General features: G+C 42.3%; 12 protein-coding genes, 4 tRNA genes and 1 pseudogene. 12 read left to right on the plus strand and 5 right to left on the minus strand.

The window, feature by feature from the left end:
- The first annotated feature begins 105 nt into the window (after positions 1 to 105).
- The 3 genes from HUK62_RS12995 (at position 106) to HUK62_RS13005 (ending at position 4083) form a co-directional block, all read left to right on the plus strand.
- Positions 106 to 1467 carry a sodium:alanine symporter family protein gene (locus tag HUK62_RS12995; RefSeq protein WP_058870024.1) on the plus strand — a complete coding sequence of 454 codons (1362 nt, stop codon included), beginning with the start codon at positions 106 to 108 and terminating at the stop codon, positions 1465 to 1467.
- Between the two features lie 143 nt (positions 1468 to 1610).
- Complete coding sequence (gene radA, locus HUK62_RS13000) at positions 1611 to 3002, plus strand: DNA repair protein RadA (RefSeq protein ID WP_004695771.1); 1392 nt, start codon at positions 1611 to 1613, stop codon at positions 3000 to 3002.
- Between the two features lie 118 nt (positions 3003 to 3120).
- Complete coding sequence (locus HUK62_RS13005; protein ID WP_176538064.1) at positions 3121 to 4083, plus strand: TIM44-like domain-containing protein; 963 nt, start codon at positions 3121 to 3123, stop codon at positions 4081 to 4083.
- 491 nt (positions 4084 to 4574) lie between these two features.
- Here HUK62_RS13005 and HUK62_RS13010 read toward each other — a convergent pair whose 3' ends face one another.
- Positions 4575 to 5753, minus strand: coding sequence for a trypsin-like peptidase domain-containing protein (locus HUK62_RS13010; RefSeq protein ID WP_176538065.1), 1179 nt, complete (start codon positions 5751 to 5753; stop codon positions 4575 to 4577).
- A 168-nt stretch (positions 5754 to 5921) separates the two neighbouring features.
- Between HUK62_RS13010 and HUK62_RS13015 the strand changes: the two genes are divergently transcribed.
- The 8 genes from HUK62_RS13015 (at position 5922) to HUK62_RS13050 (ending at position 10594) form a co-directional block, all read left to right on the plus strand.
- A complete protein-coding gene (locus HUK62_RS13015; protein WP_176538066.1) occupies positions 5922 to 6680 on the plus strand; it encodes a Nif3-like dinuclear metal center hexameric protein in 759 nt (252 codons plus the stop codon).
- 343 nt (positions 6681 to 7023) lie between these two features.
- A complete protein-coding gene (locus HUK62_RS13020; protein ID WP_176538067.1) occupies positions 7024 to 7644 on the plus strand; it encodes a superoxide dismutase in 621 nt (206 codons plus the stop codon).
- Between the two features lie 209 nt (positions 7645 to 7853).
- Positions 7854 to 8480, plus strand: a complete 627-nt coding sequence (locus tag HUK62_RS13025) for a superoxide dismutase (RefSeq protein WP_010327236.1) — start codon at positions 7854 to 7856, stop codon at positions 8478 to 8480.
- A 144-nt stretch (positions 8481 to 8624) separates the two neighbouring features.
- Positions 8625 to 8700, plus strand: a tRNA-Asn gene (locus HUK62_RS13030).
- A gap of 4 nt (positions 8701 to 8704) precedes the next feature.
- Positions 8705 to 8780: transfer RNA gene (locus tag HUK62_RS13035), tRNA-Asn, on the plus strand.
- A 195-nt stretch (positions 8781 to 8975) separates the two neighbouring features.
- Positions 8976 to 9051 (plus strand) — tRNA-Asn (locus HUK62_RS13040).
- Positions 9052 to 9339: 288 nt separating this feature from the next.
- Positions 9340 to 9415, plus strand: a tRNA-Asn gene (locus HUK62_RS13045).
- A gap of 246 nt (positions 9416 to 9661) precedes the next feature.
- The gene (locus HUK62_RS13050; RefSeq protein ID WP_176538010.1) at positions 9662 to 10594 is read left to right on the plus strand and encodes an IS5-like element ISAha2 family transposase; all 933 of its coding nucleotides are present in this window, start codon (positions 9662 to 9664) and stop codon (positions 10592 to 10594) included.
- A 145-nt stretch (positions 10595 to 10739) separates the two neighbouring features.
- Here the strand turns inward: HUK62_RS13050 and HUK62_RS13055 are convergent.
- Positions 10740 to 10892, minus strand: a pseudogene (locus tag HUK62_RS13055) (erythronate-4-phosphate dehydrogenase); the annotation flags it as partial.
- 356 nt (positions 10893 to 11248) lie between these two features.
- On the opposite strand from HUK62_RS13055, the gene HUK62_RS13060 reads away from it, so the two are divergent.
- On the plus strand, positions 11249 to 11866 hold the full coding sequence (locus HUK62_RS13060; protein ID WP_176538068.1) for a CAP domain-containing protein: 618 nt from the start codon (positions 11249 to 11251) through the stop codon (positions 11864 to 11866).
- A 195-nt stretch (positions 11867 to 12061) separates the two neighbouring features.
- On the opposite strand, the gene HUK62_RS13065 is transcribed toward HUK62_RS13060, so the two are convergent.
- The 3 genes from HUK62_RS13065 to HUK62_RS13075 form a co-directional block, all read right to left on the minus strand.
- Positions 12062 to 13666 carry an IS66 family transposase gene (locus tag HUK62_RS13065; RefSeq protein ID WP_176538069.1) on the minus strand — a complete coding sequence of 535 codons (1605 nt, stop codon included), beginning with the start codon at positions 13664 to 13666 and terminating at the stop codon, positions 12062 to 12064.
- A gap of 74 nt (positions 13667 to 13740) precedes the next feature.
- Positions 13741 to 14076, minus strand: a complete 336-nt coding sequence (tnpB, locus tag HUK62_RS13070; RefSeq protein WP_176538070.1) for an IS66 family insertion sequence element accessory protein TnpB — start codon at positions 14074 to 14076, stop codon at positions 13741 to 13743.
- Positions 14073 to 14456 (minus strand): transposase, encoded by a 384-nt coding sequence (locus HUK62_RS13075; RefSeq protein ID WP_005100737.1) that lies wholly within the window; start codon positions 14454 to 14456, stop codon positions 14073 to 14075. The genes tnpB and HUK62_RS13075 overlap by 4 nt, the downstream gene beginning before the upstream one ends.
- Positions 14457 to 14469 lie beyond the last annotated feature (13 nt).

The following is a 14469-nucleotide window of genomic DNA, read 5'->3' on the forward strand; positions in this document are numbered from 1 at the left end:
TAAAAAATCGTGCAGGAAGCATGACTGTGGCATATCAATTGCTTAATAAAACTCAAAATTTTTCTAGAAATTTCAAGTTTTAAAACATAGAGGATTAAAAGAAAAATGAATACACAAAGTTTACAAACTTTTATGGAAACTATCAGTGGTTTGGTCTGGGGACCCTATATGTTGGTCCTCATTGTCGGAACAGGGATATTCCTCACATTACGCTTGTTCTTCTGGCAAATTCGCATGTTGCCTCTGGCCTTTAAACAAGTCTTTGGCAAACATGACCAAGCACATTCTCATGCAGGAGATATCTCGCACTTTGCATCCCTCATGACAGCACTCTCTGCCACCATTGGTACGGGTAATATCGCCGGTGTTGCAACCGCTTGTGTCCTTGGTGGCCCAGGTGCGGTGTTTTGGATGTGGATGACAGCCCTGTTCGGTATGGCAACCAAATATGGTGAAGGCGTACTGGCAGTTAAATACCGAATCAAAAATGAAAAAGGTGAAATGTCTGGCGGTCCAATGTACTACATTGAACGCGGCCTAAAATGGAAGTGGTTAGCCCTGATTTTTGCACTATTTGGCACCTTGGCGTCTTTTGGGATTGGCAGTTCAGTGCAATCCAACACAGTTGCGCTCGCTGTTGAAAACAGTACGGGAGTTGCAACATGGATCACAGGTATCGTCATTACGGTATTCTCCGCTTTGGTTATTTTAGGCGGGATTAAATCGATTTCTAAAGCCGCTTCTTTCATCGTACCGATTATGGCGATTGGCTATGTCCTCGGTGGTCTCATTATTATCTTCAACCATCTTGAACTCGTCATGCCTGCACTTGAACTGATCTTCCGTGATGCCTTTACGGGTGAAGCTGTAGCAGGTGGTGCAATTGGTGCCGTCATTCGTTACGGTGTCGCTCGTGGCGTCTTCTCAAATGAAGCGGGGATGGGTTCGGCGCCGATCGCCGCCGCTGCTGCAAAAACCGACCACCCTGCACGTCAAGGCTTAGTCTCAATGACAGGTACGTTTATCGATACCATTATCGTCTGTAGTATTACAGGGATCGTTTTGGTTATGGGCTTTATTATGGCGGGCAATAGTTTTGGTGGCGAAACAGGCGCGGTATTAACCACTCATACTTTTAACCAATTACTGCCGGGTGTCGGAGGCTGGATCGTGACTTTTGGTATTGTGTTCTTCGCTTACTCCACCATTTTAGGTTGGTGCTATTACGGCGAAAAATGCTGTACATATTTACTCGGTGAAAAGTATGTTCTGTTGTACCGTCTCATTTACATCGCATCAGTCTTTATTGGTTGCGTGGCATCTCTTGATTTAGTCTGGCTATTTGCCGATACCTTTAATGGTTTAATGGCGGTTCCAAACTTAATTGCTTTGTTATTGCTGTCGACGGTGATTGTGAAAGAGTCACGTGATTTTGTCGAAAAGCGTAAATCAGGTGAGTTGTACTAAGGTTATTTTCAAAGCAAGTTTTTAAAATCTGCAATCGTTAAGCCACCTTCGGGTGGCTTTTTGATTCAGAGCATTCATTTCAAATCAAATCCTCTGTATGCTGTTGAACCATCGAATACTCTAAATAGTGCATCAAATAAAGCATGGCAAAAGCAAAAAGTGTTTACCGCTGTGAACAATGTGGCGCTGACCATTCAAAATGGGCGGGTCAATGTTCTGAATGTGGAGAATGGAATAGTCTAGTTGAAGTCAATATTGCACCTGCAGTCACACATCGTGCGCAGCCCAAAATGGGGGGCGGCTATGCAGGTCAAGCTGCTGCTATTAGCACCTTAAATCAAATTTCAGTTTCACATGAGACTCGACTGGCTACAGGAATTGGTGAGTTTGATCGTGTGCTTGGGGGTGGTCTCGTCACGGGTTCCGTGGTGCTGATTGGCGGTGATCCAGGTATCGGGAAATCGACCATTTTATTGCAAACGGCAACACATATGGCCGCGGCCAACAGTGCGGCATTGTATGTCACAGGTGAAGAGTCACTCTCTCAAGTGGCCTTACGTGCAAATCGTCTTGATCTGCCCACAGATAAACTCAAAGTCATGGCAGAAACCTGTGTTGAGCGGATATGTGAAATGCTTGCCCATGAGCGTCCAGCCGTGGCAATTTTAGATTCCATTCAAACCCTATATACCGAAACACTACAGTCAGCGCCGGGCGGTGTTTCTCAAATTCGTGAGTCCGCAGCTTTACTGACACGTTTTGCTAAGAATAGTGGTACAGCCTTGTTCATTGTCGGACACGTCACCAAAGAAGGTGCACTGGCTGGCCCGCGTGTGCTTGAACATATGGTGGACTGTGTTCTGTACTTTGAAGGTCAGTCCGACTCACGTTATCGGATGATTCGTGCCGTTAAAAATCGTTTTGGTGCAGTCAATGAACTCGGGGTTTTTGGCATGACCGATAAAGGATTAAGAGAAGTGGCGAATCCTTCAGCCATTTTCCTAAGTCGTTATGATGAAGCCATTGCAGGCTCAATCGTGATGATCAGCCGTGAAGGCACACGTCCTCTGTTGGTTGAGGTTCAAGCTTTGGTTGATGATGCACATGGTCAACCGCGCCGAGTGGCCTTAGGTTTAGAACAAAACCGTTTAAATATGCTCTTGGCAGTGATGCATCGCCATGGTGGCGTGCAAACATCTGGACAAGATGTCTATGTCAACGTTGTCGGTGGTTTAAAAATCACGGAAACAGGCTCTGACTTGGCTGTCTTATTGGCCTGTGCCTCGAGTCTGCGGGGTAAAGCACTACCACAACAATTGGCTGTTTTTGGCGAGGTAGGACTCTCTGGAGAAATTCGCCCAGTCCCCAATGGACAGGAACGCTTAAAAGAAGCTATTAAACATGGTTTTAAATACATTATTCTACCGCGTGGCAACGCACCGCAAAAAGACATTGCAGGGGTGAAGGTAATTGCCGTGGCGCGCTTACATGAGGCACTCACTGAAGCCATGAGCTTAAGCGATGAACTCAACTAAGCTAAATTCCATTCGTTTGGATTTCTCATAAAATAAACACGTTTTTTATTGAAATTTAGGCTGAAAGACTGCATAAAGGTAGAGTTAAAATTTATTTTTTATAGAGTAGGAAAATTTGATGGAAGTTCGACAGCGTGGTTTGATTGCTGGTTTTTTAACAGCGGCTCTTTTAGTTGCACCCTTAGCCGCAGAAGCTAAACGTGCAGGTGGTGGTAAAAGCCACGGCATGAGCCGTCAAGCTGCACCAACTCAGCCTTATCAACAACCCCGTCAAGCAACTCCAGCTCAACAACCGACCGCGCCCGCTACAGCTCCAGCTAAATCTGGTCCAGGCGTTGGTGGTATGGTTGCGGCTGGTGTAGCGGGTGCTGCAATTGGTGCTGTAGCTGCAAATGCATTGGCAGATGATAACTCTGCTTCTCAAGCGCAAGCACAGGAAGAAAAAGGTGGTATTCCGAGCTGGATTTGGATCCTTCTTGCCGCTGCTGTTGCCTTCTTCATTTTCCGTAAAATGGGCGCAAAAAAAAAAGTAGCACCTAATCCATACGCACCAAACAATGGTTCAACTCAAGCACCGTTTGGTCAACAAGCTGCACCACGTACATCAAATGACAACAGCAACATTTTTGGCCAGTCTGTAGGTGGTTCAGCTGCTGCACCACAAAACAACGCACCTTTTGGCGCTGCCTATACCAATAGTGGTAGTCAGCTGCCAGACGGTACAGAACCTGCGGCTTTCTTACGTATTGCTCGTCAACGTTTCAATCATATTCAATCGATGAACACGGCAAGTAACATCTCTGAAATTCAACGTTACTTAACACATGATCTTTACCAGTCTATGTATCAAGACATTATGGCAAACCAAGATCAAGATGTAGCTGAGTTTTCAAACCTTAATGCGATGGTTGCGGACTCTGCGACAGAAAATGGCCAATACGTGGTTAGCGTACGTTTTACTGGTACAGTAAGTGAAGACCTCAACAGCTTACCGCAACCTTTTGCTGAAGTTTGGCACTTTGTAAAACCTGCAGGTTCTACCCAAGACTGGCTCGTTGCGGGTATCCAACAAGAAGCGTAATTTCCAGATATATAAAAACAGCGACTTCAGTTGCTGTTTTTTTGTGCTTATAAATCCTCCTGTCGATTCAACCTAGCCATCAACGACTCGCTTAAACAAAAACACCATTTAAAACGATAACAGCCAATGGTTTTTTTAAAAGTTAGGCTCAACATTTCCTAAGTAAAACCTATCATCGATGTTAAATAAAAAGCGTAATGAAAGGCTGTACAATGCATCCTCAATCACACGCCTTCTTTTAGCTTCGACCTATACCTCCACGCAAATAAGTTCATCGCGTTATGAATGCTTGATGCCATTGGGCAATATCTCAAAATAAGTGAGCTTTGATTTTCGACTCAAACTGAGATCATCATTTACCAATCTTAGGCATTTAAAATGCACAGCATTTTCTATTGATCATGCTCTGCATTTAATATTTACACTGTAAATCATCTACTCATAAAAAAATGCCTCTATATAAGAGGCATTTTTATTTACGTTTTTTAGTCTTATTCAGGTAATGGGATAAATTGAGAGTCCTGATTTTGCTCTTTTCTTTCCCCAACAACCACAGCAACATCTAAAGGTTTGCCATCGCGCTCAAGTGAAATCTGAATGGTGCTATTTGGCGGTTGTAGAGCCACAAAATTAATCAAATGTGAGGTTGAAGTAATCACTTCATCATTCACTTTCACGATCTTGTCGCCTTTCTTTAAACCAGCTTTTGCAGCAGGTCCCGTTTTTAACACGTCCGCGACAACCACACCTGGCCCTTTAGGCTCTAAGATATTGACTTGTTCAACAGGCAATAAACTAATACCTAGCCAACCACGTACCACACGACCGTCTTTAAGAATAGAGTTCAGTACTTGTTGGCAAATTCTTGCAGGAATGGCGAAACCAATACCTAAAGACCCCCCTGATTGAGAGAAAATCGCAGTATTAACCCCAATCAAATTCCCCGCGACATCAATCAAAGCACCACCAGAATTACCTGGATTAATTGCAGCATCGGTTTGAATGAAGTCCTCATAGGTGTTAATACCTAAGTCAGAGCGTCCTGTAGCGGAGACAATACCTTGCGTAACCGTTTGTCCCACACCAAATGGGTTACCAATGGCCAAGACTACATCACCCACTTCGTTGCCGCTTAGCTTAAAAGGTAAAACAGGCAGTTTCTCTAGCTCAATTTTAATCACAGCCAAATCGGTATCGGGGTCGGTACCAATCACTTTTGCCACTGCTCGACGACCATCTTGTAAGGCCACAACAATTTGATCGGCTTGAGCAATCACATGGTTGTTTGTCAAAATATAACCATCAGGACGAACAATCACACCCGAACCCAAGCTGTTTTCATTTTTGTTTTGGCTAAACTGATCTGGAATTTGATTGCCAAAAAATTCACGGAACGCAGGATCATTGAGTAATGGATGGTCAAGTTGTTTGACTTTCTGCGTGGTAAAAATATTCACTACTGCTGGCGCAGCCACTTTCACGGCGGCACTATAAGAAACCACCCCACCGGTACGCGTGGTGTTAATTAAAGGTTCAACCTTTTCAGCAGGCATCTTAATACCATCGGACGCCACAGGCGCTTTTGGCTTTTGATACTGCTGCCAAGCAAAAAATCCAGCAATGACTAAAATGAGTAATACCCAAGGTAACCAGGAAAAGGTCCTGCGCACGATTTCACCCTCTAAAATGTTTTAATTCATTGATGACTAAGTAATTTATGCCTATTGTAAAGCGAAATTCAAGCCGAAGCACAAAAATAAGCAAGAGTTTTGTCATGCTTTAGTTACAATAAACAATAGGTTCCGATGTAATCAATTTAAAAGAGTTTTTAAGTCGATATGGCAAAATTACAAGACATTATTCAGTGGTGTGATCAAACCCTCAAATCAACTGAGTTTAAGGACTATGCACCGAATGGCCTTCAAATTGAAGGTAAAACTGAAGTGCGTAAAATTTTAGCTGCGGTGACTGCATCACAAGATGCCATAGATGCCGCGATTCGAGAAAATGCGGATCTCTTACTGGTGCATCATGGATATTTTTGGAAAGGCGAAGCCTACCCCATCACAGGTATGCGCGGTAAACGGATCAAGAGTCTGATTCAACATGACATTTCTTTGTTGGCATATCACCTCCCCCTCGACAGCCATCCGAGTCTTGGAAATAATGCAGCGATTGCAGATTTGCTCAAACTGGAACGTATTGAGGCACTTGATCCATCTGAGCGTCATCCTATTGGTAATATTGGTTATTTAAACCAGCCTATGCCTGTGGAAGACTTTAAAAAGTTTGTATCTGAGACATTAAAGTTTGATGTCACCCATCTTCCTGCGGACAAGACCATGATTGAAAAAGTCGGTTTTTGTACCGGTGGTGCACAAGATTTTATTGTAAAAGCCGCTGAACAAGGCTGTGATGCATATATTTCAGGCGAAGTCAGTGAACGTACCTTCTATGAAGCCAAAGAATTAGGCATACATTATTTTGCTTGCGGACATCATGCGACTGAACGCTATGGCGTGCAACGATTAGGTCAAGCCATTTCAGAACAATTTGATATTGAATATGTTTATTTCGAGTTAAACAACCCGATCTAAGCAATCGCTGGGATGAAACTCCTTTCATCCCAGTCCTCTCAATGCGCTTACATCACATAGCATCCAACATCACCTCCATTTAAGCAAATGACTAATTTTTAAAATATTATCCCTAGTCTTTCGTATTTTTAATTCAAAACATAGTATCAGTTCAAAAACGCTTTGCATCTCATCCTTGTTATACCTGCTGAACGTTCAACCAATATGAACAATAAAACTTCCGACGCTCCATTTTAAATTGCAAATAATAAACATATTGATTCTCATTAACCTTTAAGTGGATAATAAAACTGCTTTGAAAAATCCCAATAAAACAATTTTGATGATTAAAGGAATCAAACACATGGCTTATTCTTTACCCGCTCTTCCTTATGCCTATGATGCACTCGAACCCAATATTGATACGAAAACGATGGAAATTCACCACAGTAAACACCATCAAACCTACATCAATAACATTAATGGCGCGATTGCAGGCACAGAATGGGAGAAACTGTCTGTGGAGGATTTGGTTGCCAAAGTCAATGAAGTCCCTACTGATCTTAAAAATATGGTGATCAATAATGCAGGTGGTCATGCCAACCACTCACTGTTTTGGACGGTCATGAGTCCACAAGGTGGTGGGCAACCGACTGGGGCTGTGGCAAAGGCTATTGATGAACAACTTGGTGGTTTTGATGCTTTTAAAGAGGCATTTACTAAAGCCGCAATTAGCCGTTTTGGCAGTGGTTGGGCATGGCTGAGCGTGACACCTGAACACAACCTAATTGTTGAAAGCAGTGCAAATCAGGATTCCCCACTTATGCACGGTCATACCCCTATTCTCGGTTTAGATGTATGGGAACATGCGTATTATCTAAAATACCAAAACCGCCGTCCTGAATATATCAATGCCTTTTATAATGTGGTCGATTGGGATGAGGTAAATCGCCGTTACCATGCAGCGTTGCAGACTAAAAATTAATTACACACCTCAATCCATCTAGAGCTTAGAGTCTTTTAAAATGAATATATTCTGTACGAAAGACTCTAATGATATCTTGTGTATCGTATATGTCTCCTTGCGAAATTTTTTGCATATTTTGTGTATTAAAAGACTGCCCTATTGTCTATAGAATCATTTACAATAAATGCACTTAAAGTAAAACCCAGCAAATCTGCAAGGAATGAAACATGACAACCATTACTTTACCTGCACTTCCATATGGCTACGAAGATCTTGCTCCACACATCAGCAAAGAAACTTTAGAATTCCACCACGACAAACACCACAATACTTATGTTGTTAACCTAAACAACCTAATCAAGGGTACTGACCTTGAAGGCAAAACTTTAGAAGAAATCATCACAGCTTCTGCTGGTGATGCATCTAAAGCAGGTATCTTCAATAACGCAGCACAAGTTTGGAACCACACATTCTACTGGAACTGTATGGCTAAAAACGGTGGTGGTAAAGCAACAGGTGCTTTAGCTGCTAAAATTGATGAAGCATTCGGTTCTTACGAAAAATTCGCTGAAGAATTTGCTGCTGCGGCTACAACTCAATTCGGTTCAGGTTGGGCTTGGTTAGTTGCTGACGAAGTAAATGGCAACCTTTCTATCCTTAAAACTTCAAATGCAGACACTCCACTTGCACACGGTAAAGTTGCAGTGTTAACCATTGACGTTTGGGAACATGCTTACTACATCGACTTCCGTAATGCGCGTCCTGTTTACATCAAAACTTTCCTTGAAAGTCTTGTAAACTGGGATTATGCAAACGCGAAATATGCAGGCCAAGCTGCTGGCGTTGAAAAATAAGATTCGTCTTGTTTAAAAAACCGCTCTTTTTGAGCGGTTTTTTTGTTTTTGCGGCCTAAACGCATATTTATAAAGCAAACAATTCATTTCTCAATATTTTTTGCTTGACCCATTTTCCTTTCCTCCCTAAAATGCGCATCAGATTCTCCAATAGCTCAGTCGGTAGAGCGACGGACTGTTAATCCGCAGGTCCCTGGTTCGAGCCCAGGTTGGAGAGCCACTATTCTTCCATAGCTCAGTCGGTAGAGCGACGGACTGTTAATCCGCAGGTCCCTGGTTCGAGCCCAGGTGGAAGAGCCAAGATTCTAAAAAGCCCAAGCATCGTGACTTGGGCTTTTTTTATCACTCATTGTTTTGATCCACACCCTATACCCTTCTGGTATACAGCTATGACATATCAAATTGTTTATAAAAAAAACATTTAATCTAAAATTCGACTTTTTTTAGAATTGTAACTTGACCGATGTGTAATTTTCTCTATACTGCATTTCAGATTCTCCAATAGCTCAGTCGGTAGAGCGACGGACTGTTAATCCGCAGGTCCCTGGTTCGAGCCCAGGTTGGAGAGCCAAATTTTAAAAAGCCCAAGCATTATGACTTGGGCTTTTTTCTATCTATAAACATGACATTAACCCATAAATAAAATCACTATTCTAAAATTACTCCAAAGCAGCTTTCCATACAGGCCCTTCTCAGCTTTAATCTCCCAAATCTCTCCATCGAAAACCAAAAAGACTGAATCAAATTACATCAATAAAAGCTAAACCGTTTATTTTTAAATCATTTAAAGCAAATTATATAAAAATATCAGGCCAAAGGCTTGACCCTTTGAGCTTTGCCACATAGAATGCGTGCAGATTCTCCAATAGCTCAGTCGGTAGAGCGACGGACTGTTAATCCGCAGGTCCCTGGTTCGAGCCCAGGTTGGAGAGCCAAAATTCTAAAAACCCACTCCATGCGAGTGGGTTTTTTCTTTGCGCTAGAAAATATTGTGTTCGATCTGAGTCAAATCATCTTTTTTATCATCGGCTGCTTCGCTACTATTACGTTAGTGATCATGGTCTACCCTGACCTATTTCGCCGTAAGCAAAAGTTTTATGCCAAACACGTCATTACACCATTTGAACGGCTTTGTTGCACAAACCTAGCCTATAAGGTTTATTCAGTCCTATAATTTCAAAATGAATAAACCTACTCCTAAAACTTATCGTACAACCAACTGGTCTTCCTATAATCGCGCTCTCATTAATCGGGGCAACATTTCCATTTGGTTTGATCCAAACACTCAGTGGTATGCACAACCACAAAACAAGCAAGGTCGAAATCAAACTTACTCCGATACGGCTATTCAATGCTGTTTAATGATCAAATCTTTATTTAGACTCTCTTTACGCATGGTCACAGGTTTTGTTCAAAGTCTGATTAAACTTTGTGGATTAAATTGGACCGCACCAGATTACAGTACGCTTTGTCGAAGACAAAAACATATTGATATTGCGATTAGCTATCAAAAAAGTAGTGATGGGCTACATCTACTCGTCGACTCAACTGGCTTAAAGTTTCTAGGTGAAGGTGAGTGGAAACGTAAGAAACATGGACCTGAATATCGTCGCCAATGGCGTAAGCTTCATATTGGCATCGATGCTGAAACCTTGCAAATACGTGCAGTACAGCTTACTACAAATAATGTGAGCGATTCGCAAGTACTCGGTGATTTACTTGCTCAAATTCCCTTAGATGAACGAATTGATTCGGTCTATACCGATGGTGCTTATGACACGAAGCACTGCAGACAAGTCATTCTAGATCGAGATGCACATGTGCTCATTCCGCCAAGAAAAAATGCAAAACCATGGAAAGATCAGAAATTGAGATCTTTAGAGCGGAATGAGTTACTGAAAACAGTTAAACGTTTAGGAAGAACGCTTTGGAAAAAATGGTCTGGTTATCATCGTCGAAGTTTAGTTGAAACCAAGATGCATTGCATCAAACTATTAGGTGATAAATTAACAGCAAGGAGTTTTTCTAGTCAGGTGAATGAGATTCATGCACGCATAGCCGTATTGAACAAATTTACAGAATTAGGTCGTCCTCATACCCAAGTTGTCACTTGAATTCTGTTCAAATGAGCAGAGTGTTATCTTTTAAATCTTTGTGCAACAAAGCCCACCAAAGTTAACATGTTGAGCAGTCCAAAATGACCGCTATATTAACCAAGGGGGTCAGTTTTTAAATGCCATTAGGGGGTCATTTTTACACTGCCGCTAACAAAGTGACCGAACGAATAAGCAAAGCATCGGCATCTTTTACATCAACATGGCTTAATGTGCGGCCTGCTTTGTGCTGAATTTCCGCAAACTCGGCAAAGAAATAATCAGTAAAGGCTAAATTTTCATCTGCGACAATTTTCATGACCAAATTTTCCAAATGAAATTTAATTCGTTAATTTTTAGTGTTTTGAATCTTACTACGATTTAGTTAATAAAAGAGTTAGATTTTGCTTGAAATGCGTATTCATTCGGCAAATGAAATTAATAGCTTATGAAACATCAGATTGTTTTCATTCAGTTTATACTAGACCTCTTTCATAAGTCTTTAAAACCCCTCTTGCGGAATATATTCCTCATCCTCCTTCTCAAAGGGGAACTATAGGGGGTTATGAAAGAGGTCTATTGTTTTTATCAAAGCTTTAATTCCTGAATTTTCATATTCAGTATGTAGCGATTGGATTATAATTTTATCAGTTAAAAATTAAAAATAGGATCACCATGAAAAACATTGCTTATCATTTTTTTGCATGTGGTCTGTGTTGTTTTCTTTCTGGCTGTTCGAATCCTCAACCGCAACAGGCTTTGCAGAATCATTTAAATAAAAGCATGGCTCAATCTACGCCATCACAAACTCAAAATTCGCCTGAACAAAATTTAGCATCTTTTGCGAATATTTCTTGTGATGACATTCAAAATCCACAATATCAGCAAGCCGTTTTAAATGCCATTAACGTGATTCGGCATCAACCGCAACAATGTGGAAAAATAGCTTACTCGGCTACCCACTCGCTAAAATGGAATAATCAATTACAAACAAGTTCAACTGCACATGCGCTGGATATTTCGCAACGTCAGATTTTAAGTCATGTCGGTCGAAGTGGTGAAAATCTGAGAGCTCGTATTAAAAAAACAGGATACAAAGGTGGTGGTGGGGAAAATTTAGCAACAGGTCAAAGCAACCTAAAACAAGTTTTAGAAAATTGGCTGGCGCTCAGTCCCGGACATTGCGATAACTTAATGAAACCCCAATTTAAAGATTATGCGATTACCTGCGTTCGAAATGATGTAACTCATCGAACGTATTGGGTGCAACATTTTGGCACTGGAAAAAACTAAAAATGAATTTAGATTTTTTATCTGCTTCAATAAAATGTAAATTTCGCGCGTTTAAAATTTACTTTATAAATCAAAAATCCCTCTTTTCAAAAGAGGGATTTTAAGAGATTTCGGTTTTTATTCGACTTAACGTTCGGTTAAGGCATTATTTTTCGCTTTAAGAAGTAAGCGTCCGCTGAACCCCATGTCTATTTTTTAATTTGAGTTGGATTTCCAGCGGTGTGGTAGCAATTCTTCTATTTGGGTCACTTTATGGGTCGGCAATCTTTTCAGCACATCACTTAAATAGGCATACGGATCCAAGCCATTCAGCTTTGCTGACTGGATTAAAGTCATGATGTTTGCCGCTCGCTGACCACTACGCAGCGAACCTGCAAATAACCAGTTCTTACGTCCCAACGCCCAAGGCCGCACCTGGTTTTCCACCCAATTATTGCAAATCGGTAGATTGCCATCATCCAGATAGCGGCTTAAAGCTGGCCAACGCTTCAGAGTGTAATTGATGGCCTTGGCGGTTGGAGAACTCGATGGCACCGTCAGTTGATGCTGGTTGAGCCATTCATACAGTTGTTGCATCACCGGTTGACTATGCTGTTGTCGGTATTCGCGGCGCTGTTCTGCTGTACCATCGGTCTTTCTCCTGAGTTCTGCTTCTATGGCATACAGTTTCTGAATCAGCACTAAGGCCTGTTCAGCGACCTGACTTTTCTTGGTCACATGCAGTTCATGGAATTTACGACGAGCATGCGCCATGCAGCCCACCTCAATGACTTGGCCTGATTTAAAGCGTGCTTTATAACCACTGTAATCATCACAGACCAGATGGCCCTGCCAGTCTTTCAGGAACGCTTCAGCATGCTGGCCTGAACGACTATCCTGAAAGTCATAAATCACGGCTTGAATTGGATTATATTGGGTTGTTGCATAGGCCCAGACATAACCTTTCTTCGGTTTTTTCTCATCATCACTCATCCGCATGATGGTGACCGGCGTTTCATCGGCATGGATCACCCACTGTTGCAGCACCACCTCTTTTAAAGCATTGGCCAGAGGTTCCAGTTCTACACCGCAGCGACCTATCCAGTCAGATAAAGTTGATCTAGAAAGCTCGATTCCCGCCCGCTGATAGATCAGACGTTGACGGTACAGCGGTAAATGATCTGCGTATTTCGAGACCAACACATGGCTAAGCAGTTCAGGACTGGCAATGCCTTTATCAATCACATAGGCGGGCATCGCTTGCTGAGTCAGTGTGTCACACTGATCACAGACCCATTTGCCACGCACATGCTGTTCCTTATAGAACTGTGCCGGTCTGAAATGTAGTTTTTCACTGATATCTTCGCCGATACGACGCAAGGTGCAGCCACAAGCACATTGGGTTGATGTTGGTTCATGCTCGATACGGATGGTGTGTAGATGATCGGGCAGCAGTCGACGTTTAGGTTTGTTGACTGTGGCTTTGTGTGTCGCTGCATCAGTTTTATCTGCATTCAGCCGTTCCAGTTCCAGATCAACAGCGGCAATATCTTCTTCGACCGCTTCATCCCACAGATGGATTTGTTTTGCGGTGAGATGTTCGTTTTTACTGCCAAATTTGTGCTGTTTAAATAGTGCGAGCTCATGCTCGTATTTTTGCGTGAGAATGGAAAGATGTTGAACTTTGGCATCCAATTGCTGGTTTGATTTTTCTAATTCTTGATTTGATTGTGCCAAAGACTGATGCTGCATTGCCAACTGCCGGGTAAATTCCAGCAGTTGTTCATGGGTCAGTTGGCTTAAATCAGGCAGCGTATTCATGACCGCAGTATGCCTGAGGTCATGACGCAGAGGAAATAGAACGTTTGGAGAATAGCAGAATGGACCAAGCTAGTTTAGAGCATCGTCACCACCTGCTGTCGTCCAATGCGCTGCCAAGGCAAACCCTGGATCAGTGCCTGTAACTGTTCTGGGCTGAGGGCTACGCTTTCACCCTGGTGAACTTTTGCCCAGTGAAATTTTCCCTGTTCCAACCGCCGGGCACACATCCAGATGCCCAGTCCATCATGTACCAGCACTTTCATGCGATGGCCACGTTTATTACAGAACAGGTAAGCACAATGCGGTTTGATGTAGCCAAAGGCTCTCACCACCTGAGCCATGGCCGTATCCATACCTGCACGCATGTCCATGGGCTGAGTAGACAACCAGATTTCATCGATACGGATCATGTTGTAAGTGCCTTGAGTAATTTTGCTAAAGCAGACATTTCTGATACTTGCCATTTCAAGCCAATTTCTGCTTTTGAGTGGGGTAAAGTAATTTGAACCGTTAACATGCCAGTAGAAATAGGATCTAATGGTGCAGAGCAAGATAAGGCAATAAATGCAGGTTTATTCGGTAGTAGTGAGCGATCATTCCCTGGCTTAGCATCAATTAAGCGAATCCATTTGGATACAAGATTTGTATTCAATCCATGTTGCAAAGCGACCGAAGCAATTGAAACCTCCGATGCTTTACACGCCTGAACGATCTGCTGTTTAAATTCAGCACTATATGTTCTTCGTTTTATCGTAAGAGATGCGATGGATGTCTGGTTATTTGTAGTCATAAATTTAAGTTCC

It is taken from the genome of Acinetobacter sp. NEB 394 (genome assembly GCF_013374795.1).
Lineage (GTDB): Bacteria > Pseudomonadota > Gammaproteobacteria > Pseudomonadales > Moraxellaceae > Acinetobacter > Acinetobacter johnsonii.

Excerpts from the sequence above, each read along its gene's own strand:
- HUK62_RS12995 (WP_058870024.1), top strand. The coding sequence starts at position 106 with ATGAATACACAAAGTTTACAAACTTTTATGGAAACTATCAGTGGTTTG.
- radA (WP_004695771.1), top strand. The coding sequence starts at position 1,611 with ATGGCAAAAGCAAAAAGTGTTTACCGCTGTGAACAATGTGGCGCTGAC.
- HUK62_RS13005 (WP_176538064.1), top strand. The coding sequence starts at position 3,121 with ATGGAAGTTCGACAGCGTGGTTTGATTGCTGGTTTTTTAACAGCGGCT.
- HUK62_RS13015 (WP_176538066.1), top strand. The coding sequence starts at position 5,922 with ATGGCAAAATTACAAGACATTATTCAGTGGTGTGATCAAACCCTCAAA.
- HUK62_RS13020 (WP_176538067.1), top strand. The coding sequence starts at position 7,024 with ATGGCTTATTCTTTACCCGCTCTTCCTTATGCCTATGATGCACTCGAA.
- HUK62_RS13025 (WP_010327236.1), top strand. The coding sequence starts at position 7,854 with ATGACAACCATTACTTTACCTGCACTTCCATATGGCTACGAAGATCTT.
- HUK62_RS13050 (WP_176538010.1), top strand. The coding sequence starts at position 9,662 with ATGAATAAACCTACTCCTAAAACTTATCGTACAACCAACTGGTCTTCC.
- HUK62_RS13060 (WP_176538068.1), top strand. The coding sequence starts at position 11,249 with ATGAAAAACATTGCTTATCATTTTTTTGCATGTGGTCTGTGTTGTTTT.
- HUK62_RS13065 (WP_176538069.1), bottom strand. The coding sequence starts at position 13,666 with ATGAATACGCTGCCTGATTTAAGCCAACTGACCCATGAACAACTGCTG.
- tnpB (WP_176538070.1), bottom strand. The coding sequence starts at position 14,076 with ATGATCCGTATCGATGAAATCTGGTTGTCTACTCAGCCCATGGACATG.
- HUK62_RS13075 (WP_005100737.1), bottom strand. The coding sequence starts at position 14,456 with ATGACTACAAATAACCAGACATCCATCGCATCTCTTACGATAAAACGA.